Raw genomic sequence first — 24,228 nt, 5'->3', positions numbered from 1 at the left:
GTCCTGGCATCCGGATCGGCGCTTAGCGCTGGACGGCGCCGAAGCGCTCTGCAGCCAGGGCCACAGCGCTTTCGCGCGCGGCCGAGGCCTCATCGGCCGTCAGCGTCCGGTCCGTTGCCCGGAAACGCAGCCCGAAGGCGAGCGATTTTTTGCCGTCTTCAATCCCCTGGCCGGCGTAAACGTCGAACAGTGCCACGTCTTCCAGCAACTCACCGGCACCCTCGCGGAGTGCCTCGAGGACCTGGTCCGCGGGAATGTCCTGCGGCACCACCAGGGCAACGTCCTGGGTGGCCACCGGGAACGTGGAGATGTGGCGGGCCACAATCACATCCGCGGCTGCCTCGAACAGGGCATCGGCGTTGAACTCCAGCGCCACCGAGCGGGCGGGCATGTCGTGCGCGGCCAGGAGCTTCGGGTGCAGCTCGCCGGCGTAACCCACCACTTCACCGGACCGCAGCGACAGCTGCGCGGCACGGCCCGGGTGGAACGCCTGATGCGTACCCTGGCTGACCACGACCTCCACGCCCAGGACGTCCCCGGCGAGCCGGGCGATGTCCAGCGCGTCAGACCAGTCCCACAAGCGCGGCGTGTGGCCGGCGGCAGCGGGTGAATCGTGGCCCGTGAGGACAGCGGCGACGTACAGCGGCTGGTCCGGAACGCCGTCGTACAGTGCATCCAGCACCTCGTCGGCGGGCTTGACGCCCAGCGGCGGGATGGACGGTGTGCCCACGGTCCCGCCGGGCAGGAAGACGAGGCCCGATTCGAAGAGCGCCAGGTCGCGGAAGCCACGGGAGTAGTTCCGCTTCGCCACCTCGATGAGCCCGGGGAGGATGGAGGTGCGCAGGAAGCCGTGTTCCTCGCTGATCGGGTTCGCCAGCTTGACCGCGCTCCGGGCAGCACCCTGCTCGGCGACGCCGAACGTCTCGTTGGCCGCCTTGGAGACGAACGGGTAGGCCAGGACCTCGGTCAGCCCGGCATCGGCGAGGGCCTGGATGAGCCGACGGCGTTGCTGCTGCACGCGCGTCAGGCCACGTCCCGGAGGTGCCACCGGAAGCGTGGCGGGGATGTTATCGTAGCCCACCAGCCGCGCGATTTCCTCGGAGAGGTCTTCCTTGGTTTCCAGGTCGTTGCGCCAGCTGGGGGCGGTGACGGTCCAGCCGCCGTCGCTCTTTTCCACCACTGCGCCGAGGTCCACCAGCGAGGTGGTGATCTGTTCCTCGGTGAAATCGATGCCGATCCGCTGGGCGGCGAAGGCTGCCGGCAGCGCTATGGTCACGGCGTCCGGTGCGGTCCCGACGTCGGTCCCCGCCTGGTCAGCAACGCCGCCGGCGAGTTCCACCAGGAGGTCAACAACACGCTGGGCGGCGATGTTCGCCACGTGCCAGTCGACGCCGCGCTCGAAGCGCTTGGACGCCTCGGACGGCAGCTTGTGCCGACGGCGGGAACGGCCAATGGAGACCTCGTCGAAGTGCGCGGCTTCCACCAGGACGTTCGACGTCGAATCGCTCACCTCGGTGGCCGCACCGCCCATCACGCCGGCGATGCCGATCGCGCCGGAACCGTCGGTGATGAGGAGGTCCTCGACGTCGAGCGTGCGCTCCTTGTCGTCCAGGGTGGTGATCTTCTCCCCCGCCACAGCGCGCCGGACCACGATGTCGCCGGACAGCTTGTCCAGGTCATAGCAGTGCGTGGGCTGGCCAAGCTCGAGCATCACGTAGTTGGAGATGTCCACGGGCAGGGAGATGGAGCGGATCCCGGCCAGCCGCAGCCGCGAGGCCATCCACGGGGGCGTCGGCTTCGTGGCGTTGACGCCGCGGACGGTGCGGGCCACAAAACGGTCGCAGCCGGGCTTCCCGTAGATGGGAGCGTCGTCGTTGAGCTTCACTCCGTAACCGCCGGAAAGTTCTGCCGGGGCCTGGACCCTGGTAGCGGGGTCCGTGAACGAGGTTCCGGTGGCGTGGGCGTATTCACGGGCCACACCACGGATGGAGAACGCGTAGCCGCGGTCCGGGGTCACGTTGATCTCGGCTGCCTGGTCATAGAGGCCAAGAAGGTCCATGGCGTCCGTACCGATTTCCGGATCAAGCCCGATCCGGGACAGCACCAGGATGCCGTCGTGGTCCTCACCGATGCCAAGCTCGCGGACGGAGGCGATCATGCCGGCGGAAAGGTGGCCGTAGGTCTTCCGTGCGGAGATGTGGAAGTCGCCGGGCAGGACGGCGCCGGGCAGGGTGACCACTACCTTGTCGCCTTCCACGAAGTTGTGGGCGCCGCAGATGATCCCCTGCACACCGGACGGGTCGATGCCGTCGCCGGTGAGGGTCTGTTCCTGGCCTTCGGGGACAACCCGGACCTGGCACCAGTTGATGGTCTTGCCGTTGGTCTGGGGTTCCTTGACGATACTCAGGACCTGGCCCACCACAACCGGACCCTGGAGGGTGTCCGTGGGGCGGTGGACCGCTTCTTCCTCAAAGCCAACCTTGACCAGTTCGGCCATTACGTCTTCGGCCGTTGCTCCGGCCGGTACTGCTGCGAATTCACGCAGCCAGGAAAGTGGGATACGCACTGTTAGATCTCCATCCCGAAGTGCTCGCTGAAACGTACATCGCCTTCGATCATGTCGCGCATGTCGCCGACTTCATTGCGGAACATGAGCGCACGCTCGATGCCCATGCCAAATGCGAAACCGGAGTAGATGTCCGGGTCGATGCCCGCGGCGCGGAGGACGTTGGGGTTGATCATGCCGCAGCCGCCCCATTCGATCCAGCGCGGGCCGCCTTTGGCGCCCGGGTGCCAGATGTCCAGTTCGGCGGAGGGTTCGGTGAAGGGGAAGTAGTTCGGGCGCAGCCGGATGGACGCCTCGTCGCCGAACATCTGCCGGCCGAAGTGCTCCAGCGTGCCCAGAAGGTCAGCCATGCTCAGGTTCTTGTCGATGGCCAGGCCCTCGAACTGGTGGAACACGGGCGTGTGGGTGGCATCGAGCTCGTCGGTCCGGAACACCTTGCCGGGGCACAGCACGTAGATCGGAAGCTCGCGTTCCAGCATGGAACGGACCTGCACCGGGGAGGTGTGCGTCCGCATCACGAGGTGGGCCTCCGGCGGCTCCACGAAGAACGTGTCCTGCATTTCACGGGCCGGGTGGTCCGGCTTGAAGTTCAGGGCATCGAAGTTGAACCACTCGGATTCCACCTCGGGGCCTTCGGCGATTTCCCAGCCCATGCCCACAAAGATGTCCGCCACGCGGTCCTGCAGCGTGGAGAGCGGGTGACGCGCACCTGCCCGACGACGCCGGGGGGCGGCAGTGACGTCCACTGTCTCTTCCAGCAGGATGCGGGCGTCGTTTTCGGCTTCCAGCTCGGCGGTGCGGTCCGCGAGCGCCTTGTTGACCCGGCCCCGGGAGGAACCCATGAGTTTGCCGGCTACGGCTTTCTGGTCTTTCGGCAGTCCGCCGATCTCCCGGTTGGCCAGGCTGAGCGGTGACTTCTCACCGGTGTGCGCCAGCCTCACCGCCTTGAGCTCGTCAAGGGAGCCTGCGCCGGCAATGGCGGCGATGGCCTGGTCTACAGCGGCAGTGATGGCGGCTTCATCCGTAGGGTTCGGGATGGCGGCGCCCGGCAAAGTTTCAGTCATCTACTGTTCTTAGCTACGAGTCGGGGCTGCCGGTGAGGGGTGCAGCCGTGCGCGGTTTCCCGGCAGCGCATCCGTCACTGGCAGGTCATTGTCGTGAATCCATGCGTGATGAATGCACTCGATGACCAGGTCAGGGCACACCGGTCAAAACTGGCGGCCACTATCCTCCAGTCTAAGTGAAGGCTCCGGCTACCATGGCCTCATGACAGAAGGGCAGGGCCGGGCAGCCGCACAGCTGTTGACGCCGTGGCAGCGGGTACGGAAGCTCGCCAACCTGGCCAACGGCACTACGCTCTTGGGCCTGGCGCTTGCCGCGGCTGCGGGAACCGCCGTCAGCCGAGGCCCCCGCGGGCTGGTCATAGCGTCCGGTTACCGGTGGCGCATTCCATATGCGGGGGCCTTCACCCTGGGCAACGTGGTCATTTGCCGGATCCGGACTGAAGACCTGACGTCCAATCCGGCGCTTCTGGGGCATGAGGAAAAGCACTGCAGCCAGTACGCCTATTGCCTGGGGCTGCCCTTCCTTCCGTTGTATTTTCTGGCCGCCGGCTGGTCGCAGCTCCGGACGGGCAATCCGGCGTCGGCAAACTTCTTCGAGCGGCAGGCGGGCCTGGCAGCCGGCGGTTACGTTGACATCAGAACACCAAGGCCGGCGCCCCAAGGGGCCGGCGGAATCGAGGTCTGACCATGACGGGCGAACCCAACACCGGGACCAGCACCAGGACCATCACCGTGACCGGAACGGGGACGGCCGAGGCGCCACCTGACCTGCTGACCATTTCCGTGGGCGTCGAATGCCGGCGGGACAGCGTGGGCGCCGCGTATGCGGATGCGGGAACAGCGTCTGCGGCTGTATCCGGCGCGCTCCGCCGGCACGGCGTGGCTGACGCGGACATCCGGGCTTCCGGGCTGAACGTCCGGCCGGAGTTCGTCTGGCGCGACGGCGGGGGTCAGCAGTTGACGGGATATGTGGCCTCCAGTGTGCTCACCGTGCGCCTGCGGCAAGTCAGCGCGGCGTCGGCTGTCATTGCCGCCGCGGTAGACGCCGGCGGCGATGACGGACGCCTGAACGGACTGGAGCTTGGCTTCTCTGATGAGTCAGCCGTCTCCTCCCTCGCCCGGGACGCTGCGTGGCAGGATGCCGCAGCCAAGGCCGAACAGTTTGCCTCCCTGGCGTCCGCGCGGCTTGGCTCGGTGCTGTCCGTGGCCGAGCACCCCGATGCGCCCGGGCCGGTTCCGGTGGCCCGGATCCAGCGCGCCGCCGCCACCGAAGCCATCAGTGTGGAAGCCGGCCACGCGAGCATTAGCGCCAGCGTCACTGTGGCGTGGGAACTGCTGGCCTGACACTTGCCGCCAGCCCAAGCCTCCGGCCGGCGGTGAGCTCGGCCGGCGGCTCCGGCCGGGCGTGAGCCCGGCGCGCGGCCTTCCGCGGCGTCCGGTCCTTGACTTAAGTTCGAACATATCTTCGAATAGAGGACATGAGATGGGATGCACAAGCACTGATGCCCCGGCCCGCCGATGACCTCGGAAGTGGCCCATCACCGGCTTTGCTCCCCCTTGCCGGGTTGGTCCGTTCTGTGACCACCCCCGAATTCGCCGGCATCACCTTTCATGAGGTCACCGCCAAATCGGTGCTCAACAAGGTGGTGGCCGGGTCGCGGATGCCGTTCGAGTGGACCGTGAACCCCTACCGCGGCTGCAGCCATGCCTGTGTTTACTGTTTTGCGCGCAAGAGCCACACGTACCTGGACTTTGACGCCGGGCTGGACTTCGACAGCCAGGTGGTGGTCAAGGTAAATGCCGCCGAGGTCCTCCGGAAGGAGCTGGCAAAGCCGTCCTGGGGCCGGCACCAGGTGGCGCTTGGCACGAACACGGACCCTTACCAACGGGCCGAGGGCCGCTACCAGCTGATGCCGGGAATCATCACGGCGCTGGCTGACTCTGGCACTCCGTTGTCCATCCTCACCAAGGGGACGTTGCTCGCCCGGGATATTCCGATCCTAAAGCGGGCTGCCGCCCAGGTGCCGGTAGGAGTTGGCATTTCCTTGGCCATGACGGATGAGGCACTCTCGGAAGCCGTGGAACCAGGCACGCCAGGCCCGCGGGCGCGGCTGAAGCTGGTCTCCCGCTTACGCGATGCCGGGCTCCCCTGTGGCGTGATGGCGATGCCCATCCTGCCGTGGCTGTCCGACAGTGACGAAGCCCTTGATTCCCTGTTCGCTTCGTTGGCCGCGGCCGGTGCCACGGGTGTCACCGCCGGTGCCCTCTACCTGAAGCCGGGAACACGCGAATGGTTTATGCAGTGGATCGCCAGGAACCATCCGGAACTGACTGGCCGCTACCGGCGCCTCTACGGCACAGGCTCGTACGCGTCCAAGGAATACCGCACCTGGCTTGCCGCAAAAGTGCGCTATTTCAAGCACCGGCACGGCTTCACCAGCGGCCACGGCTTCAGCCACCGTGACCTCGAGGACGATCCCCGTGGCGAGGAGGCCCAGTATCCGGCGGGGAGTATCCCGTCCACTCGCGCCAGCGCACAGGAACGGCCGGCTGGGGAATCCCAACCGGCCGCCGCCGGGCCGCGTCAGCAGCCCACCCTGTTCTAGGGGCAGATTCTTAGCTGGCCGGAATGACCAGACCCTTGTACTTCTCCTGCAGGAAGTCCTTCACGTCCTGCGAGGTCAGGATCTTGTAAAGCTTCTGAACCCGGGGATGTTGTGCCGCGCCGAGCGAAGTTCCGCCCCTTCCAGGGTGGCCATGTCACGGCCGTCAACGGTGACGCTGCCGGAATCGGGACGCTCCAGCGAATTGATGGCACGGATCAGGGTGCTCTTGCCGGCACCGCTCTGACCCACCACGCCGAAGATCTCACCTTGGCGGACAGTCAGGGAGACGTCGTCCAACGCCCGAACCCGGGCTGGCCCCGAGCCGTAGCTCTTGGTGACCCGGCTTGCCGAAATCATGGCGCTCGTCAGAAGTTCTGTGCTGTGGTGAATCACAAAACCGAACATACGCGGCAATTGAGGGCCTCGGGGCGTCCTAAAATTCAGCGGGTGCGCTTGAACCCACCGGCGCGCCTAGAGATTCAAGAAGCGCCCGGACAATCGGGAAGTCAGCCGGGATCCACGGAAGACTGAGAGCTTCATCACGGTTCGTGGTGCTGATCCATCTCAGCTGGTCGTGGTCTTCGAGCGGCTGGGGATCGCCGTCGGAAATTTCCGCGAACCACAGCCGCATGCTGGCCCGCTCGTTCAGCCGCCACCCGGTGGCCGCGGCTGCCGGGAGTTCAAGCCCCAAGCGGACCTCTACGCCCAGTTCCTCCTTGAGTTCCCGGTGCAGCGCAGCCTCGCATTCCTCACCGGCGTCCACCTTCCCGCCGGGGAATTCCCAGAGCCCGGCGAACTGCTCCGGTGCAGTCCGCCTGGCCACCAGCATGCGCGTCGGCTCCGTCAACGAGTCCACTATTGCTCCGCCAACTACCTGTATCAGTCCACTCACCGCACCAGTCTATGAGGGAGAATGGTTTGCGGGCCTTCCCCCACCATCCCCTTTGAAAAGCAGGCACATGAGCAGCGTCGTCCAAACCTCCACCGCGTCCAAGGCGAAGACTCCGCACGTTGGCGCAGCGATTTTCGCACTGGCAATGGGTGGCGTCGGAATCGGTGTCACCGAGTTCACCATGATGGGCCTGCTGAAGGAGGTGGAACAAGGACTCGGCATCAGCACGCCGGAGGCCGGGCACCTCATTTCCGCCTATGCCCTCGGAGTCGTGGTGGGCGCGCCGCTGCTTGCCGCAGTCGGTGCCAAACTGCCGCGAAAGCACCTCGCGCTCGGGCTCATGATGTTCTTCACGCTGGCCAACCTCACGTCCTATGTTGCTCCCGACTATGGGAGCATGCTGGTTTCCCGGTTTGCGGCCGGGTTGCCGCACGGCGCATTCTTCGGGGTCGCGGCCGTGATCGCCGCCTCCCTGGTTTCCCCCACGCGTCGCGGTTGGGCCATCTCCATGGTGATGGCGGGCCTGTCCGTTTCGAACGTGATCGGCGTGCCCGCGGCCACCTGGGTGGGCCAGGCCTTCGGCTGGCGGCTGCTGTTCCTCCTGGTAGGAGGCATTGGCTTGCTGACGCTGATCCTGCTGTGGCGCTACGTTCCGTACCAGGCACCGCATCCTGACGCCAGCATCCGCCGCGAGCTCGGTGCACTCAAGCGGCTTCAGGTATGGCTGGCCATCCTGATCGGCATCGTGGGCTTTGGTGGCTTCTTCGCGACCTATACCTACATTGCCCACACCATGACCCTGGTGGCCGGGATTCCGGCGTCGTTGCTGCCCCTTGTGGTGGCGCTCTATGGACTGGGCATGGTGGCGGGAACCGTCGTCGGCGGCAGGCTTGCCGACAAGTCAGTGATCGGGACGCTGTACTGGGTCCTGCCCGGGATCGCCGTCGCCCTGGTGGTTTACGCGGTGGCTGTGCACTGGCCCTGGTCAGCCCTGGTGATGGTCTTTGTGGTGGGGGCGTCCGGCTCCATGCTGATCCCGGCTTTGCAGACCCGACTGTTGGATGCCTCGCCGGACGCCCCCTCCCTCGCCTCTTCGCTCAACCACGCCGCGCTCAACGTTGCCAACGCCCTGGGCGCCTTCCTGGGCGGCGTAGTGATCGCCTGGGGCTGGGGCTTCGTGGCGCCCGCGCTCGTGGGGGCCGTGTTGGCTGTCCTGGGCTTTGGCATCGCCCTGACCAGCGGCCTCCTGGAACGCAGGAAGCCGCTGGCCGCCTGACCATGAGGAACGGGCGGGCAGCGGCTCACCGAAGCATCCGGTGCGCTGAGGAAGGAGTTCGTCTTCACAGGTTCAGGAACAAGCAGGGATATTCCTGGCGCCGCAGTCGGCTCCGCCCTGAAAAACCGCACCGTTCGAGTGCGTAAGACGCACCTCTGACATGCAGTAAGCCTGCTGACATTAGAGGGGCCATATGTTAGCTTGAACACTAATCGGGACGATCAATCCCGACGAATATGAAGGAGGAGACATGGGTTTTCTTGCTTGGATTATTCTCGGCCTCATCGTAGGGGCCATCGTCAAAGCCATTATGCCGGGCAAGGTTGGCGGCGGCTGGGTGACGAGTCTCGTGCTTGGCGTAGTCGGCGCGATTGTTGGCGGCTTGATCGGCAGCTTCCTGTTCGGCGGGGGTAACCTTGCCTTCTTTGATCTGGGTACCTGGATCCTGGCCATCGTAGGCGGCCTGGTAGTCGCCTTCGTCTACGGCGCTATTACAGGACGCAGCAAGAGCACGCGGGCACCCTGATTACCCCTAACCGCATCTGATTCATACAGCAAGGGCCCCGGGGATCCGGGGCCCTGCCTTTTGATCAAGTGTGCCGTTACGCCTTCTGCGACCGGGCACTCGCATACAGGCACACCGTTGCCGCCGTGCCGAGGTTCAGGCTTTCCGCTGCGCCATACACGGGCACGGCCACCCGGTGATCGGCCAAGGCCAGTTCATCTTCGGCCAGCCCCTGCGCTTCGTTTCCGAACAACCAGGCTGTGGGACCCTCAAGTGCGAACAGCGAGTCGACGCCGGTACCTGCTATCCGGCGGGCGGCGTTTTCATCCTGGAGCGTATCCAGGTTGACGTCACCGGCGCCGTCGGCGGCAAGAATCCCAATCCCCCGAGCCCGGCAGGCTGCTGCCACTTCCGCAAGATCGGCGCCCAGGACCACGGGCAGATGGAACAGGGAACCGGCGGTGGAACGGACCGCCTTGGGGTTATAGATGTCAACGCTGGACGCGGTCAGGATGACGGCGTCCGCACCGGCCGCGTCAGCAGCCCGGAGCACGGTGCCGGCGTTGCCGGGGTCCCGGACCTGACACAGGACGGCGAGCAGCCGCGGGCCGGCGTCGAGGACCTGCTCAAGGCTCACGTCCAGGAAACCGCAGACCGCGAGAATACCCTGCGGGGTTACCGTGTCCGCCATCGCGGCCAGCACTTCGTCGGTGGTGAGGTATGCGTCAGTGCCCTCCGCGAGGGCTTCCAGGTCCGGGTGCCGGTCGAGGCATGCCTCGCTCGCGTACACCTCATAGACGACGCCGGGCTCCCCCGCAGCGATCCTTTTCTGGTGCAGCGTCAGGGCCTCACGGACAGCCTGCGGACCCTCCGCCAGGAACTCGCTGCGCTTTAAACGGGCCGGGCGCCCGGCAAGTTGTGCCACCTTCCTCACCCGATCAGCTCGGGGATTGGAGAGTGGAAAGTCTTGCGGGCGCCCGGTTTCGTTCATATAAGAACCTTAGTGGCTTCAGCCACCAGTCCTCGAACTGGCGTGGGTGCTACTTGGCAACCACGTCAGCGGCAGGCTTTGCGGCCTTGGGTGCCTTGGCAGCCTTCGGGGCTGCGGCTTCGACGGCCGGAGCGGACGTGTCAGCAGGCAGGGAATCCTTGGCGATCTTCACCAGCGCGGCGAATGCGTTCGCATCCGAAACGGCCAGCTCGGCAAGCATACGGCGGTCAACCTCGACCTCAGCGGCCTTCAGGCCCTGGATCAGACGGTTGTAGGTCAGGCCGTTGGCGCGGGACGCAGCGTTGATGCGCTGGATCCACAGGCGGCGGAAGTCGCCCTTCTTCTTCTTGCGGTCGCCGTAGCTGTACACAAACGAGTGCAGCAGCTGCTCTTTGGCCTTGCGGTACAGGCGTGAACGCTGTCCACGGTAGCCTTTTGCGCGTTCAAGGATAACCCGGCGCTTCTTGTGGGCGTTGACCGCCCTCTTCACACGTGCCACGTGCGTACTCCTTCGAAAATTCTGATCCCAAGCATCTACTGCCGGAGCAACCGGCTGGCCTGAGAAGCCTTTTTGGTAGTTGACTGCTGCCAGGTGGCATCAGTCAGAGAACTTGGAACTTAGATGCCGAGCATCTTCCGGATGACCTTAGCGTCACCCTTGAAGACAATCTTGTCGCCCGCGAGGCGACGAGTCAGCCTGGAGGACTTGTGCTCAAGGTAGTGGCGGCGGTTGGCCTGCTGGCGGCGCAGCTTGCCGCTGCCGGTCAGCTTGAAGCGCTTCTTAGCACCACTGTGGGTCTTCATCTTCGGCATGGGAACCGATCTCCTTACGTGTCCACAGACATTGTCTGCAGTTCTTTCGAGCAGCCACCCCTGCAGGCGGCATGCTGGTTGCGTACTGCAGGAGGATAACCTCCCGCAGGTCTGAACTAGGTAGTCTTCTTGCCAGCCGGCTTCGGAGCTGCCTTGGGGGCAGGCCTTGCAGCAGGCTTCGGAGCTGCCGGCCGGGCGATCGGCTTAGGCATCGGCACCGGCGGCCGAGGAGCAGCCGGGGCGGCCGGAGCCGGAGCAGCTGCTACGGGTGGCTTGGCAGCGGCAGGAGCCTTGACCGGTGCCGGTGCTGCCTTGGGAGCCTCACGCTTAGGAGCGGCTGCCTTCGGGGCTGCCTGCTTGGGCGCCTCCTGGACGGCGGTTTCCTTCACGGGGGCTGCCTTCGCGGCGGTTTCCGTTGCAGGAGCTTCCTTCGCGGCGGCTTCCTTGACCGGAGCTTCCTCTACAGGGGCTTCGGTTTCCGGAGCGGCTTCAACAGGCGCCTCAGACAGTGCCGGAGCTTCGGTTTCCGGCTCCGTGGTGATGGCGAAACCTTCCGGAAGAAGGTCAGCCAGCGACTGCGTCAGCGGTGCCTGGTCGTCGCCGGAGACGTCGATGCGGCCGCCCGTAGCTTTCGCTTCGTTCTGCGCCTTGGCCTCTGCACGCTGCGATGCGCGGCGTGCCTCTGCCTTGGCTTCGGCCTTGTTCTTCAGCGGGCCCACAACCATGACCATGTTGCGGCCATCGATACGCGGGCTGGACTCAACAACGCCCACTTCGGCGACGTCGTCAGCGAAGCGCTGGAGCAGGCGGATGCCCATTTCCGGACGCTGCTGCTCACGGCCGCGGAACTGGATCATTGCCTTGACCTTGTCACCGGCACCGAGGAAGCGCAGTGCATGGCCGCGCTTGGTCTCGTAGTCGTGGGTGTCAATCTTGAGGCGGAAGCGGATTTCCTTCAGAACAGTGTTGGTCTGGTTCTTCCGTGCTTCACGTGCCTTGACGGCGGCCTCGTACTTGTACTTGCCGAAGTCCATCAGCTTGCACACCGGAGGCTTGGCCTGCGGTGCAACTTCAACGAGATCAAGATCGGACTCGGCAGCCAAGCGCAGGGCATCGTCAATACGGACGATTCCTACCTGTTCACCTGCAGGACCGACCAACCGCACCTCGGGGACGCGGATACGCTCATTGATTCTTGGCTCGCTAATGTTAAAGCTCCTGTGATTGATGTGGTATTCCACCGGCAAATAGAGAAGGCCCCCAACTGCCGGAGCAATCGAAGGCCTCGATGATCGGATGCACCGGCCTCCGTGGAGGCAGTGCGCACTTCCCAGGCTAATCGCCTGAAGGAACTGTCCGACCGGTACCCGGCAACCTTGGTTCCTAGCGGAATTGCTTCCGGCGGGAAAACGGCTGACGCGGGTGGGAGAGAACTCCGCTTGCAAACTGCATGTCATTCTACAGAAAATATCCCGCCGAACGCAGCTAGGCGTTGGTGGGACCTTCCACAGCAAAATAACGACATCCAGTCGGTCTGTGACAAGCTTACCAGTATGAGCACCCCAGACAGCAATTCACACGTTTTCGAGGCCCCGGACGCCAAGGCAGACGTGAGCCAGCAAATCCGCGATATCTCGGAGGTGCCGGCCATCGAGGTCATCACCACGGCCGCAGTGCACCTGATGAGTGCAGCCGCGGTCAAGCTGGGCCTCGCCGCCGAGGACAATGCCGAGGAACTCAAGGACCTGGACGAGGCCCGCAAGCTCATCACCGCCCTTGCCGGACTGGTGACCTCAGCGGCCCCCGAAATCGGATCCCAGCACGCCGGCCCGTTGCGCGATGGCCTGCGTTCCCTGCAGCTGGCCTTCCGCGAGGAGTCCATCATTCCGGACGCCCCGGGCAAGGGCCCGGGCGAGAAGTACACCGGCGCTGTCAACTAACCCCACCAGCAAAACTTCACAAGCACGACGACGGCGGCGGACGGTCCACACGGACCCTCCGCCGCCGTCGTCGTTCAGGCAGCCGCACGCCGGGCTGCGCGTCTCATCGATTGCTCCGTACGCGCCGTTTTGAGGGTCCAAAAGGGCCGTGTTGGAGCACTCGATGGGACGGTTCGGCCTCAGACGGTGGCGCGGCGGCGTCGGTTGGCCTGGAGCAGCAGTCCCACCAGGCAGAGCAGGACGCCGGCAACGCCCACGGAGATAAATCCGCCGGATGGCCCCATCCCGTCGATAAAAATCCCTGCAAGGGGTGCCCCGAGCGCAACCCCGGCAGTCAGCGCAGAGCCGTACCAGCCCATCGCCTCGCCGCGGCGGTCCTCCGCCACCAGGTCTGCCACGTGCTCGGACGCGGCAGACAGGACGGGGGCGCACAACAGGCCCGGAAGGATTGAGACGAAGGCCAGCGTCCAGGTGTCCTGGGCGAAGCCCATCGGGATGGTCAGGGCCGCCATCCCCAGCAGCAGGAGGATCGGCGAAACTGGACGGTGCATGGCCCCGTACACCAGCCCGCCGACCACCGATGCGGCGCACCAAAAGAGGAACACAATGCCGATTTCGCCCTGGTGCCCTCCGGTTTCAAGGGCAGCGACAATGCCAACATCGGTGCCGCTGAGCACCATGCCGGTTCCAGCCGCCACGGCGAAGACGGCCGCGACAGTGGCCGTGAGCCAGGTGAAGTTGTGGGCCACCTTGCCGCGCAGCCCCGCCGGCCCGCCCCCGATGCGTGCTGCCCCGGCCGGGACGAGGTCTGCCGCTGCTTCCTGGAGGTGCGCCGGTGCGGCGGACACCACAGCCACTTCCGCGGCGTGGCGTTGGTGTGCCTGGCACTCCTCTGTAAGCGTGGCACTTCGAGTAGGCGGGTTAAACCAGATGAGGAACAATCCGGCCAGTGACGTGGAAACACCCACCACGGTGAGTCCCAGAACGGTGAAGCCGCTGGTGGCCACAACGGCACCGGCGGCAGGCCCGATCATGAACACCATCTCAGTGGCGATCGAGTCCAGCGCGAAAGCGGTCCGCCGCTGGTCGCCGTCAGCGAGGACGCCCAGCGACTGACGGATCACACTGAAGATCGGCAACGTCAGCAGGCCGCCGACGAAGACCAGCGGAAGCAGCCACTGGTAGGACACGTGCGGCACTATGGACCAGATGAGGGCCTCTGACACCACTGACGGAATCAGCGCCCTGCGCAGGCCGACAGTGTCCACGCGCCGGCCGCGCCATGGTGCGCCAACTGCAATGCCGATGGTCATAACAGCCGCTGCGGCACCGGCCGCTGCGTAGCCCTGGTCCAGGGTCAGGACGATATGCAGGGTCAGCAGCATGCCTGCGGCCGAGTGGGGGATGCGGGCGATCATGCCGACCAGCAGCAGCCGCCGGATGGGCCGGTGGGCTAGCAGCTCCCGGTAAAGAGCGAAGTTCACGGAAAATCCTTTGGGTCTGCCCGCGGCAGCCCGGAGATCTCCGCACCAACCGTCAGCTATTGTGCTGCGCGCCGCAACTTGATTTCGATCGAGTCAACACGCTCTCCAAACAATACATTCCGGGACCATGTCTGCTGGAGCCCGGACACCAGGTCCTGGACTGCCGGAGCGTCCAACCCATCCTCCAAGTGGAGCAGCACCTGAAGTTCCGGCCCGGCACCGCCCCCGGAGAGCGTGGCACCCGTACCGGTGAGGGCGGCGACGCCGGAGCCCGGGAGGAGGGCAAGCTGGCGTACCGCGGGGAAGGCGGCTGTTGCCTTAGCCATCTCGGCTGCCACCGCTGCATCAGTGTAGGAAGGGATCCAGTCCCGTTGTTGGGCCAGCGCCCAGACTGCGGGCCGCCGGACCACAAACGTGACCTCCGAGCCCGGATCGAGCACCAGCAACTCGGCCCCCTCGGCCACGGCTGAGAGGGCAGCCCGGGCAGCGTACACTGCCACGGGCCGGGCTTCGGGATGCCAGGCCGCCAAGGCATCCGCAGAGGTGAAGGCCGGCATGGCCGTCCGGCCGTCGGCAGCCTTCAGGGTGACCAGCGCCATGTCCGCCTGCTTGTCCGCGGCCAGGCCGTCGACGCCGGCTGCTTCCTCGCCAAGCTGCGCGATGATCGGGATAAACACGCGGGCGGTGGCCAGCGAAGCGACCACTGCCGCTTCGTCGCCGTTGCCATCAACCAGGGCCGCGACGGCGGCGAGGTAGCCGGCGTCGGCCGTTCCGTCGTCGTCCTCGAAGTTGTGGATCTTGCCGTCGTCCCCGGCAAGGCTCCGGCCTTCCCAGGGCTGGCCGGCCGAGTCAGTACGGCCACCCGCGCCGGCCAGTGCCGCGGCAATGTGCCCGGGCAGGTGGCGCGGCGGCGGCGATTCCGCTGCCGGGTCGGCGTTGTGCGTGCTGTCCACGGAAACTGCCTAGCGGCGTCCGGCGACGTCGAGGGCTTCGGGGAGCGTGAAGGCACCGGCGTACAGCGCCTTGCCCACGATCGCACCCTCCACACCCAGCGGCACCAGGGAGCGCAGCACTTTCAAGTCGTCCAGGCTGGAGATACCGCCGGAGGCGACTACCGGCTTGCCGGTCTTCTCCACCATCTGGCGCAGGAGTTCAACGTTGGGACCCTTCAGCGTGCCGTCTTTCGTGACGTCCGTAACGACGTACCGGGAGCAGCCGGCCTCTTCGAGCCGGGCCAGGACCTCCCAGAGGTTGCCGCCTTCTTTGGTCCAGCCGCGGCCTGCCAGCGTGGTTCCGCGGACGTCGAGGCCGACGGCGATCCTGTCGCCGAAGCGGTCGATTGCACTGCGGGTCCACTCGGGGTTTTCCAGCGCCGCCGTGCCGAGGTTGACGCGGGCCACGCCGAGGTCCAGCGCCGCCTCGAGGGATTCGTCGTCCCGGAGCCCTCCGGAGAGCTCCACTTTGATGTCCAGCCGGCCCACTACTTCACGGAGCAGCTCGGCGTTGGAGCCACGGCCGAACGCGGCGTCGAGGTCCACCAGGTGCACCCATTCGGCGCCCTGCTCCTGCCAGTTGAGGGCCGCCTCCAGCGGAGTGCCGTAGCTCGTCTCGCTGCCGGCCTCACCCTGGACCAGCCGTACGGCCTGTCCGTTTACGACGTCGACGGCGGGCAGCAGTTCAAGAACCGGCAGATCGGTTGCGGTGGTCATCTCGAATCCTCTTGGGTGTTGGGTTGGACGTGGAAGCGGAACTGGTCAATGCGTGGGGCTAGGTTCCAGGAAGCGTCAGCAGGTAGGCGGCCAGCAGCGACATTGCGGCCAGGACGTAGAAGCCCACCTGGGTCCACAGCGGCTTGTGCTGCTGCCTGAAGGACAGGGCGCCGCCCACCAGGACGCCGGCGAGGCCCATCAGGACAATCGACCACATCTAGGCGGCGTCCGTGGCGGCCGGCTTGCGAAGGCCGTCTACCCAGTTGCGCAGCAGCCGTGCACCGGCGTCTCCGGATTTTTCGGGGTGGAACTGGGTGGCGCAGAGCGGCCCATTCTCCACTGCGGCGATAAAGCGGGCGCCGTGTTCTGACCAGGTCACCAGCGGCGCGGCCATCCGCGGCTGGATGACGTCGAAGTCCCATTCCTGGACACCATAGGAGTGGACGAAGTAGAAGCGCTGGTCCGCGACGCCGGCAAAGAGCTTGGATCCTTCCGGAACGTCCACGGTGTTCCAGCCCATGTGCGGCACCACCTCGGCGGGAAGGAGTTCCACCTTGCCCGGCCACTCCCCCATGCCTTCGGCTTCTGTCCCGTGCTCAACCCCGGCCTCGAACAGGACCTGCAGGCCCACGCAGATTGCCAGGACCGGCCTGCCCCCGGCCACGCGCCTGCCGATCAGCCGGATGCCGTCCACGGCCTTGAGCTCGCGCATAACAGTCTCGAACGCGCCGACGCCGGGTACCACCAGGCCGTCGGCGTTCAGCACGTCCTCGGGCTTGGAGCTGAGGATGACCTCGGCTCCTGCCCGCTCCAGGGCGCGAACGGCGGAACGGACGTTTCCGGAACCGTAATCCAGGACAGTGACCGTGGGCTTGCCCTCGGGCGATGCTGGCTTTTTGCTGGCGGCCGGATCGATGACGGCACCGTCCCGGAGGATTTGGCCGCTCACAGGGCACCCTTCGTGGAGGGGATTCCCTCCACGCGGGGATCGGGTTCGACTGCAGCGCGCAGGGCGCGGGCGAAAGCCTTGAACTGCGCTTCCACGATGTGGTGCGGGTCGCGGCCCGCTATGACGTTCATGTGGAGGCAGATGCCTGCGTGAAGCGTGATGGCCTCAAAAACGTGGCGGGTCAGCGACCCGGTGAAGTGGCCTCCGATGAGGTGGTACTCCTGCCCGGCAGGCTCGCCGCCGTGCACCAGGTAGGGGCGGCCGGAGACGTCGACGACGGCGTGTGCCAGTGCTTCGTCGAGGGGCACCGTGGCCTCGCCGAACCTGCGGATGCCTGCTTTGTTGCCCAGGGCGGTGCGCAGCACTTCGCCGAACGTGATGGCGACGTCCTCCACCGTATGGTGGACGTCAATGTGGGTGTCACCGGTGGCCTTGACCGTCATGTCAATGAGCGAGTGCTTGCACAGCGCTGTCAGCATGTGGTCGTAGAACGGGACAGACGTGTCGATGTCCGAGACGCCCGTGCCGTCGAGGTTGATCTCCACGAGCACTGACGATTCACTGGTGGCACGCTCCATGCGTGCGGTCCGGGACTCGGCAGCGTTCGATCCGGTGGAACTCATGGTCATATGTCCTTATAAGCGAAGTCGGTGATGCGTCAGCGAAGGAGATGTGCCGCCGCGCGGCGGCACCGATACTTCAAGTTTAGGCGGGCAGCTTGGCCTGGCTGGCCAGGATGCGTTCCAGCGACGTCAGGAACGCTGTGGTCTCCGTCTCAGTTCCCGCTGTGACCCGCAGGTGGCCGGGGATGCCGACGTCGCGGATCAGCACGCCGCCGTCCAGCAACTGCTGCCAGACCTCATGCGGGCGGTCGAGGCCGCCGAAGAAGACATAGTTCGAATCGGAGGCGGCGGGCTTGAGGCCCATGCGGGTCAGCTCCGACACGATGCGGTCGCGCTGTTCCTTGATGTCCTCGACGTCGGCCATCAGTGCGGTGCGGTGCTGGAGGGCAGCGAGAGCTGTTGCCTGGGTGATGGCCGAAAGGTGGTACGGCAGCCGGACCAGGCGGATTGCGTCCGTGACTTCAGGAGCGGCCGCCATGTAGCCCAGGCGGGCGCCCGCGAGGGCGAACGCCTTGCTCATGGTGCGGGACACAATGAGGCGCTCCCGCCCGGGCAGCAACGTCAGGGCGCTGGGCGTTCCGTCGTGGGCGAACTCATGGTAGGCCTCGTCAACGATGACGATGGTCTGGCTGGCCTCGCCGGCCGAGTACACGGCCTCCACAACGTCCAGGCCCAGGCCCGTGCCGGTGGGGTTGTTCGGCGAGCAGAGGAAAACGATGTTGGGCTGAAGCTCCTTCACCTGCAACGCGGCCGATTCGGCACTGAGCCCGTAATCATCGGCCCGCTGCCCGACGATGTACCCGGTGTCCGTGCCGCTGGCCAGGAGCGGATACATGGAGTACGTGGGCGGGAATCCCAGGGCCGTGCGCCCGGGTCCGCCGAACGCCTGGAGAATCTGCTGGAGAACCTCGTTGGACCCGTTGGCCGCCCAGATGTTGGTGGCATCAAGACCGTGGCCGAGATATTCAGCCAGCGCTTCCCGGAGCTCGGTGAACTCACGGTCCGGGTAGCGGTTGAGGCCTGCAGCGGCTTCCGTCACGGCCACGCTGATCGCGGCCCGAACGTCCGCAGGCACGCCATGGGTGTTCTCGTTGACGTTCAGCAGGATGGGCACATCCAGCTGCGGGGCACCGTACGGGGTCAGTCCGCGGAGGTTGCTCCGGAGGGGAAGTCTGTTCAGACGCTCTAGCTGGTCATTCACCTGAACAGTTTAGGTCCGAAGCAGACGGCCTGAAAATGTGACGGCCTGCGGCGGCACGCTCCCGAGCCTGCAGGCTCATTACTTGGTGGGGACGAAGAGCTGCTGTCCGGGGACAACGCCCCCGGCGGAAAGGTTGTTCAACTGGGCAATATCCGCGATGACATCACGGGGATCACGCTCGGGCGCCACGGCACCGGCGATAGCCCAGAGTGACTGTCCGGCCTGCACCGTGACCGTGACCGTTGGCGTCAGCGACAGGTCGGCCGCCGAATCAGCAGCCTTTGCCGGGGCGTTGAGGAAACCTGCCAGCGAAAGCAGGATGGCGGCAAGGATCATCAGCGGGATGCCGATGAGGACAATCCGGCCCCTGCGGGTCAGGCGCAGCGGCTTCAACGATTCCGTGCGCTGCCTGGGCGCCGAAGCCGGCGTCGAGACACGTGCGGACCATTGCCGCGAGGTGAGATCCTGCACGGACATAAGCTGCGGACGCGAGTCCTGCGAAGCAGATATAGCTGACATGAAATGAGCCCTCCTGGACCATACTGTGCTGCCCGGTGCGCCCTCCGCGTCCACTTGCCGGTGCTGGCCTGGGCCGTCCATAAATTCGAGTATTCGAATCCGCAAGCAACGAGTAGAACACATGTTCGAACTTTGCTTCTTCATTTTTAGCACTTATCAACGAATATTGTCGAGACTCGCTAGAACAAATGTTTGAAAAAGCCCTGCGGCTGGCCTACGTTTGGATCAAAGAACAACCACCTCTGTAGTTGATCAGCAGGGTCTGACAATCAACTCCGACACCAGCCCCGGGGCGTTCCAGGCACCAGCGGCCGGAGCGGATCCGGGCAACCGAAAGGCATTGGCGAACATGGCAGCACCAGCCGCCGAGGGCAAGGCGACACCGCAGCGCCGCCAGCCCCAACGGACCCCCAAGGGGCTCACCGCCCGCCAAAAGAAGATCCTCGAAACGATCCAGCGCTCGGTGAATGACAACGGCTATCCGCCGTCCATGCGTGAAATCGGCGACACCGTGGGCCTGGCGAGTTTGTCCAGCGTGACCCACCAGCTCTCGCAGCTGGAGAAGCTGGGATACCTCCGCCGGGACCCCAAGCGTCCGCGCGCCATGGAAGTCCTGATGCCGCTGACGCTGGACGGCGGGTCCACCAAGTCCAACGGGACAACCAAGCCCGCAGTCCTGCACGGCATCGGCGGAACGGTCACCGAACTTCCCTCTGCCATGGACACCGCCATGGTGCCGCTGGTGGGCCGGATCGCGGCCGGCGGACCCATCCTTGCCGATCAGGTGGTGGAAGACGTGATGCCCCTGCCCCGGCAGCTCGTGGGCCAGGGTGAGCTGTTTATGCTGCGCGTGGCCGGCGACTCCATGGTGGACGCCGCCATCTGCGACGGTGACTGGGTAGTGGTCCGGCGGCAGTCCGATGCCGCCAACGGGGATATTGTCGCGGCCCTGCTGGACGACGAAGCCACGGTGAAGACCTTCCGTCAACGCGATGGCCATACGTGGCTGTTGCCGCAGAACACCCAGTACGAGCCCATTCTGGGCGATCACGCCACGATCATGGGCAAGGTCGTCTCGGTCCTGCGGTCCCTCTAGGACACAAAGGTCCGTCTAGAACAAGGGCCCGCTACGACCTGCGCCCCCTCAGACGCCCTTCCCGGAAAGCCTTTCCAGGGCGGCGAACGCCGTCTTCCGGTCCGTGGTGGGCCAAAACGGTGGCAGCGCGGCGCGGAGGAATCCGGCGTAGCGCTCGGTGGCAAGCCGGGAATCAAGCACGGCCACCACGCCTTTGTCTCCGGTGGAACGGATCAGCCTGCCCGCGCCCTGGGCCAGGCGGATGGCCGCGTGCGTTGCCGAAACCGCCATAAAGCCGTTTCCGCCGGCCTGGGCAACCGCGCGTGACCGTGCGGTCATCAGCGGATCATCCGGCCGTGGGAACGGGATGCGGTCGATCACCACCAGCCGGCATGATCCACCCGGAACATCAACACCCTGCCACAGTGACATGGTGCCGAACAGGCAGGTATCCGGTTCGTCCGCGAACTGCTTCACGAGGGCCGTCATGGTGGAATCGCCCTGGCACAGAATGCTGAGGCCGAGCCGGGGGCGCATTGCCTCGGCGGCCTCCTCCGCGGCACGGCGTGACGAAAAGAGGCACAGGGCGCCGCCGCCGGACGCCCGGATCAGCGCCTCAAGTTCGTCGAGGGCCTCCGGCGACGCCCCGCGGCCAGGCTTGGGAAGGTGCCCCGCGACGTAGAGGATCCCCTGCTTGGGATAGTCAAAGGGCGATCCCACGTCGATCCCGGTCCAGCTCGGTGCGCCCTCACCCACAAGCCCCAAGCCGCCGGCGGCCGGTTCAAAGGCCGAGCCGATGGCCAGGGTTGCCGAGGTCAGCACCACGGTGTGGCCGGCGAAAAGCCCCTCGCGGAGCTTGCCGGCAACGCTCAGCGGCGCGATGTTGACCAGGGCCGGCGCCGACTCATCGGGCTGCGCATAGCCCTGCTGCGGATCGAAGGAACTTGCACGGGAGAACCACACCACTTCACGGTTTTCCCGGGCCACGATCAGCCGTTCACAAAGTTCGAGGATCAGCATCAGGCGTGAGCGCGCGAGCTGCCGCCCGCCGTCGGCCGTTTGGCTGCCGTCACCCTTGGAATCGGACAGCGCAGCCCTGCAGGCCTCGCGCAGCTGGTCCACACAGTCCAGCTGTTCGTCGTTGAGGCCGTTCGGGAGCAGCCCGTTGGGCACGCCGGCAAGGGCGAGTTCCAGGTTGGCGGCGGCTGCGTTGAGGGCATCCACGGTGATGGCCGTGTGTTTCCGCGCGCCCGACGCCGCAGCGTGGACCATTGCCACGGAGAGCTGCCCCGACACCGCACCGGTGACGCGGTCCTGCAGTTCGTGGGCCTCGTCCACCACCACAACGTCGTATTCGGGCAGCACGGCGAGGCCTTCAAAGGCGCTGACGGCGAGCATGGCATGGTTGGTGACCACAACGTCGGCCTCGGCGGCGTTGTGGCGCGCCAGTTCGCTGAAGCATTCAGCTGCCATGGGGCATTTCTGGGCCCCCAGGCATTCCATGGACGTCACCGAAACCTGGCGCCAAGCCCGGTCGGTTACACCGGGAAGCAGTTCATCACGGTCTCCCGTGGTGGTTTTTTCCGCCCACTCGCGCAGGCGCACCACTTCTTTCCCCAGCTGGGACGAGGGCCCGCCCAGGGCAGCGGCGAAATGCGGGACGCTGGTGTCTTCTCCGAGGGAGAACAGCTGGCCCTCGGCGGGTTCCTCGGAGGGGAACCCGCCTTCGAGCTTGTGCCGGCACACATAGTTGGAGCGGCCCTTGACCAGCGCCACCTTGACCGGCCGGTCCAGGGCAGGCGTGATGGTCTTCAGCAGCCGGGGAAGGTCGCGCCCCACAATCTGGGTCTGCAGCGCAAGCGTTGCTGTGGACACCAGGGTGGGCTTGTTACTCACGAGCGAGTGCGCAATGAGCGGAATCAGGTAGGCCAGCGATTTACCGGTACCAGTACCAGCCTGGACCAGGAGGTGGTCGCCGGTTTCGATGGCCTTGGCCACTTGCCGCGCCATCTCGTGCTGTCCAGCGCGGCTTTGGCCGCCCATCCCGGCGACGGCGCGGTCGAGCAGCTCAATCACGAACTGCTCGCCGGCCGTCTCGGAAATTTCCCCTGCCACCAGGTCAGTCATGGTTGATGAAGGATTCCAGTTCAGCCGCAAGGCCCTCACGCACCATCACCAAAGCGCGCGTACCGTGCTCGCCGTGATCCAGGCTCAGGATCTCGGCATCGGTCTCGTGCAGTTTGCTGATCAGGTCGCCGCGGTCGTAGGGAATAAGGAGCTCCAGCTTCACGCTGGGCCGCGGTATCCCTTCACTGATGGCACGCAACAGTTCGGCGATCCCCTGGCCGGTGCGGGCCGAGACCACCACGTGCCGCGGCTCGCGCTGTTTGAGTCGCTCCACCACAAACGGATCAGCGGCATCGGCCTTGTTCAGGACAATGATCTCGGGCACCTTGCGGGCATCCACTTCGCTGAAGACCTTGCGGACAGCAGCAATCTGGCCCTCGGGGTCCGGGTGGGACACGTCCACAACGTGCAGGATCAGATCCGCGTCCGCCACTTCCTCCAACGTGGAGCGGAAGGCCTCCACTAGCTGGGTGGGCAGTGAACGGACAAAACCCACGGTGTCCGCCAGCGTGTAGCCGAGGCCATCGGAAGTCTCGGCTTTGCGGACGGTGGGATCCAAGGTGGCGAAGAGTGCGTTCTCCACCAGCACACCGGCGTCGGTCAGCCTGTTCAGCAGCGATGACTTCCCGGCGTTGGTGTAACCGGCAATCGCAACGGACGGCACTGAATTACGACGGCGGTTGGCCCGCTTGGTTTCCCGTGCCGGCTTCATCGCCGCGATCTCGCGGCGCAGCTTGGCCATGCGAGTGCGGATCCTGCGGCGGTCCAGTTCGATTTTCGTTTCACCGGGTCCGCGCGAGCCCATGCCGGCGCCGGCGCCGCCCACCTGGCCACCGGCCTGGCGGGACATCGATTCACCCCAGCCACGCAGGCGTGGCAGGAGGTATTCGAGCTGCGCCAGCTCCACCTGGGCTTTGCCTTCGCGGCTCTTGGCGTGCTGGGCGAAGATGTCCAAGATCAGGGCAGTGCGGTCAATGACCTTGACCTTGACAATGTCCTCGAGGCTACGGCGCTGGGACGGCGCCAGTTCGGCGTCCACCACCACGGTGTCAGCGCCGGTGGCCATCACGATTTCCTTGAGTTCAAGGGCCTTTCCGGAGCCCAGGAAGGTGCCCGGGTCCGGTTTGGCACGGCGCTGCACCAAGCCGTCCAGGACTTCCGAGCCCGCTGTTTCGGCAAGGGCGGCAAGCTCACGCAGGGAATTTTCCGCGTCTGCCAAGGTGCCTTCGGACCATAGCCCGGCCAGGACCACACGTTCGAGCCGCAGCTGCCGGTATTCGACTTCGGTGACATCTTCGAGTTCGGTGGACAGGCCGGCCACGCGCCGCAGTGCCCGGCGTTCCTCCCGGTCCTGCTGGTCGCCGTCGTAGCTGGTGTGTTCATCGTCCAAGCGGGAGATCGCCTGAGCCCTGCCGAACACGCCCTTGTCACCGTCTGCGGCGGTCACGTTCCTGGCCGGTACGTCCTTGGCGAGAATCCGGTCGATGACAGCTTGGATCTCCTCGGGACTCATGTCCTGGGCTGCTGGATCTGAACCGGTGTTTGGCTGGCTGGTCATGGTCTCCTTTGAAGATTCGTCATTTTCAGAATAGTGCGGTTCGTTGGTCAGTGGTGAAGTATTCGCGCTGGGCTGACGGCTTGCAGTCATCCGGGCCTCCTGGTGTGCTGCGCGGGCCGGTCAGGACCGTGGCGCGCAGGGAGTCTTCGCATCCGGGAGATGCGTGGAATGGTGGAACGCGGGCAAAATGCAAGGGACCGGCGGGGGCAGATCACTCGAGTATTGCCCGGCGGCATACCAGGTACGAAAGACCTGTTATGTGGCGCACTTGCGGAAGGTTAATACCTGCATCGCTGCGGGGCACGGCTTCGGGACAGCCGGCGTCCAGAG

At 65.6% G+C, this 24,228-nt stretch carries 25 protein-coding genes; 7 read left to right on the top strand and 18 right to left on the bottom strand.

Going from position 1 to position 24,228, the window contains the following annotated elements; genetic code table 11:
• Window positions 1-22: 22 nt before the first annotated feature.
• A complete protein-coding gene (gene pheT / locus AC3IT0_RS07785) occupies window positions 23-2,566 on the bottom strand; it encodes a phenylalanine--tRNA ligase subunit beta (RefSeq protein ID WP_489323160.1) in 2,544 nt (847 codons plus the stop codon).
• Between the two features lie 2 nt (window positions 2,567-2,568).
• A complete protein-coding gene (gene pheS / locus AC3IT0_RS07780) occupies window positions 2,569-3,630 on the bottom strand; it encodes a phenylalanine--tRNA ligase subunit alpha (RefSeq protein WP_489323159.1) in 1,062 nt (353 codons plus the stop codon).
• A gap of 202 nt (window positions 3,631-3,832) precedes the next feature.
• On the opposite strand from pheS, the gene AC3IT0_RS07775 reads away from it, so the two are divergent.
• The 3 genes from AC3IT0_RS07775 to AC3IT0_RS07765 all read left to right on the top strand — a co-directional run bounded on the left by AC3IT0_RS07775 (window position 3,833) and on the right by AC3IT0_RS07765 (window position 6,236).
• Window positions 3,833-4,315, top strand: a complete 483-nt coding sequence (locus AC3IT0_RS07775) for a hypothetical protein (protein ID WP_489323158.1) — start codon at window positions 3,833-3,835, stop codon at window positions 4,313-4,315.
• 2 nt (window positions 4,316-4,317) lie between these two features.
• Window positions 4,318-4,974: an SIMPL domain-containing protein gene (locus tag AC3IT0_RS07770; RefSeq protein WP_489323157.1), complete on the top strand. Its 657-nt coding sequence runs from the start codon at window positions 4,318-4,320 to the stop codon at window positions 4,972-4,974.
• Between the two features lie 134 nt (window positions 4,975-5,108).
• Window positions 5,109-6,236, top strand: a complete 1,128-nt coding sequence (locus tag AC3IT0_RS07765) for an Rv2578c family radical SAM protein (RefSeq protein WP_489323156.1) — start codon at window positions 5,109-5,111, stop codon at window positions 6,234-6,236.
• A 75-nt stretch (window positions 6,237-6,311) separates the two neighbouring features.
• Here AC3IT0_RS07765 and AC3IT0_RS07760 read toward each other — a convergent pair whose 3' ends face one another.
• Together AC3IT0_RS07760 and AC3IT0_RS07755 are read right to left on the bottom strand one after the other, a co-directional pair.
• Window positions 6,312-6,629, bottom strand: a complete 318-nt coding sequence (locus AC3IT0_RS07760) for an ATP-binding cassette domain-containing protein (RefSeq protein ID WP_489323155.1) — start codon at window positions 6,627-6,629, stop codon at window positions 6,312-6,314.
• Window positions 6,630-6,669: 40 nt separating this feature from the next.
• Window positions 6,670-7,128, bottom strand: coding sequence for a (deoxy)nucleoside triphosphate pyrophosphohydrolase (locus AC3IT0_RS07755; RefSeq protein WP_489323154.1), 459 nt, complete (start codon window positions 7,126-7,128; stop codon window positions 6,670-6,672).
• A gap of 67 nt (window positions 7,129-7,195) precedes the next feature.
• Between AC3IT0_RS07755 and AC3IT0_RS07750 the strand changes: the two genes are divergently transcribed.
• Together AC3IT0_RS07750 and AC3IT0_RS07745 are read left to right on the top strand one after the other, a co-directional pair.
• Complete coding sequence (locus AC3IT0_RS07750; protein ID WP_489323153.1) at window positions 7,196-8,404, top strand: MFS transporter; 1,209 nt, start codon at window positions 7,196-7,198, stop codon at window positions 8,402-8,404.
• Between the two features lie 250 nt (window positions 8,405-8,654).
• On the top strand, window positions 8,655-8,930 hold the full coding sequence (locus tag AC3IT0_RS07745) for a GlsB/YeaQ/YmgE family stress response membrane protein (RefSeq protein ID WP_489323152.1): 276 nt from the start codon (window positions 8,655-8,657) through the stop codon (window positions 8,928-8,930).
• Between the two features lie 76 nt (window positions 8,931-9,006).
• Here AC3IT0_RS07745 and AC3IT0_RS07740 read toward each other — a convergent pair whose 3' ends face one another.
• The 4 genes from AC3IT0_RS07740 to infC form a co-directional block, all read right to left on the bottom strand.
• Window positions 9,007-9,900 (bottom strand): TrmH family RNA methyltransferase, encoded by an 894-nt coding sequence (locus AC3IT0_RS07740; protein ID WP_489323151.1) that lies wholly within the window; start codon window positions 9,898-9,900, stop codon window positions 9,007-9,009.
• 49 nt (window positions 9,901-9,949) lie between these two features.
• Entirely contained in the window at window positions 9,950-10,399 is a 450-nt protein-coding gene (gene rplT / locus AC3IT0_RS07735; protein ID WP_489323150.1) for a 50S ribosomal protein L20, read from the bottom strand.
• Window positions 10,400-10,518: 119 nt separating this feature from the next.
• A complete protein-coding gene (rpmI, locus tag AC3IT0_RS07730) occupies window positions 10,519-10,713 on the bottom strand; it encodes a 50S ribosomal protein L35 (protein WP_009358635.1) in 195 nt (64 codons plus the stop codon).
• Between the two features lie 116 nt (window positions 10,714-10,829).
• A complete protein-coding gene (infC, locus tag AC3IT0_RS07725) occupies window positions 10,830-11,879 on the bottom strand; it encodes a translation initiation factor IF-3 (protein WP_489323149.1) in 1,050 nt (349 codons plus the stop codon).
• 387 nt (window positions 11,880-12,266) lie between these two features.
• Between infC and AC3IT0_RS07720 the strand changes: the two genes are divergently transcribed.
• Window positions 12,267-12,653, top strand: a complete 387-nt coding sequence (locus AC3IT0_RS07720; RefSeq protein ID WP_489323148.1) for a DUF1844 domain-containing protein — start codon at window positions 12,267-12,269, stop codon at window positions 12,651-12,653.
• Window positions 12,654-12,832: 179 nt separating this feature from the next.
• Here the strand turns inward: AC3IT0_RS07720 and AC3IT0_RS07715 are convergent, their stop codons facing one another.
• The 8 genes from AC3IT0_RS07715 to AC3IT0_RS07680 form a co-directional block, all read right to left on the bottom strand.
• Window positions 12,833-14,137 (bottom strand): MFS transporter, encoded by a 1,305-nt coding sequence (locus AC3IT0_RS07715; protein WP_489323147.1) that lies wholly within the window; start codon window positions 14,135-14,137, stop codon window positions 12,833-12,835.
• A gap of 56 nt (window positions 14,138-14,193) precedes the next feature.
• The gene (locus AC3IT0_RS07710) at window positions 14,194-15,090 is read right to left on the bottom strand and encodes an SseB family protein (protein WP_489323146.1); all 897 of its coding nucleotides are present in this window, start codon (window positions 15,088-15,090) and stop codon (window positions 14,194-14,196) included.
• Between the two features lie 9 nt (window positions 15,091-15,099).
• Window positions 15,100-15,846 (bottom strand): bifunctional 1-(5-phosphoribosyl)-5-((5-phosphoribosylamino)methylideneamino)imidazole-4-carboxamide isomerase/phosphoribosylanthranilate isomerase PriA, encoded by a 747-nt coding sequence (gene priA / locus AC3IT0_RS07705; protein WP_489323145.1) that lies wholly within the window; start codon window positions 15,844-15,846, stop codon window positions 15,100-15,102.
• 58 nt (window positions 15,847-15,904) lie between these two features.
• Window positions 15,905-16,063: a hypothetical protein gene (locus AC3IT0_RS07700; RefSeq protein WP_489323144.1), complete on the bottom strand. Its 159-nt coding sequence runs from the start codon at window positions 16,061-16,063 to the stop codon at window positions 15,905-15,907.
• A complete protein-coding gene (gene hisH, locus AC3IT0_RS07695) occupies window positions 16,064-16,795 on the bottom strand; it encodes an imidazole glycerol phosphate synthase subunit HisH (protein WP_489323143.1) in 732 nt (243 codons plus the stop codon). It abuts the gene before it with no gap.
• Window positions 16,792-17,418: an imidazoleglycerol-phosphate dehydratase HisB gene (hisB, locus tag AC3IT0_RS07690; protein ID WP_489323142.1), complete on the bottom strand. Its 627-nt coding sequence runs from the start codon at window positions 17,416-17,418 to the stop codon at window positions 16,792-16,794. Before hisB ends, hisH begins: the two co-directional genes overlap by 4 nt.
• Window positions 17,419-17,500: 82 nt before the next feature.
• The gene (locus AC3IT0_RS07685) at window positions 17,501-18,619 is read right to left on the bottom strand and encodes a histidinol-phosphate transaminase (protein ID WP_489323141.1); all 1,119 of its coding nucleotides are present in this window, start codon (window positions 18,617-18,619) and stop codon (window positions 17,501-17,503) included.
• Between the two features lie 78 nt (window positions 18,620-18,697).
• Complete coding sequence (locus AC3IT0_RS07680) at window positions 18,698-19,138, bottom strand: LysM peptidoglycan-binding domain-containing protein (RefSeq protein WP_489323140.1); 441 nt, start codon at window positions 19,136-19,138, stop codon at window positions 18,698-18,700.
• Between the two features lie 349 nt (window positions 19,139-19,487).
• On the opposite strand from AC3IT0_RS07680, the gene lexA reads away from it, so the two are divergent.
• The gene (lexA, locus tag AC3IT0_RS07675) at window positions 19,488-20,234 is read left to right on the top strand and encodes a transcriptional repressor LexA (protein ID WP_489323139.1); all 747 of its coding nucleotides are present in this window, start codon (window positions 19,488-19,490) and stop codon (window positions 20,232-20,234) included.
• A 48-nt stretch (window positions 20,235-20,282) separates the two neighbouring features.
• Here lexA and AC3IT0_RS07670 read toward each other — a convergent pair whose 3' ends face one another.
• Both AC3IT0_RS07670 and hflX read right to left on the bottom strand, forming a co-directional pair.
• Entirely contained in the window at window positions 20,283-22,340 is a 2,058-nt protein-coding gene (locus AC3IT0_RS07670; RefSeq protein WP_489323138.1) for an ATP-dependent DNA helicase, read from the bottom strand.
• The gene (gene hflX / locus AC3IT0_RS07665) at window positions 22,333-23,898 is read right to left on the bottom strand and encodes a GTPase HflX (protein WP_489323137.1); all 1,566 of its coding nucleotides are present in this window, start codon (window positions 23,896-23,898) and stop codon (window positions 22,333-22,335) included. Before hflX ends, AC3IT0_RS07670 begins: the two co-directional genes overlap by 8 nt.
• Window positions 23,899-24,228: the final 330 nt, after the last annotated feature.

This window comes from Pseudarthrobacter sp. KH_020_B, from assembly GCF_057840185.1.
This window is presented reverse-complemented; position numbering and strand designations above follow the sequence as displayed.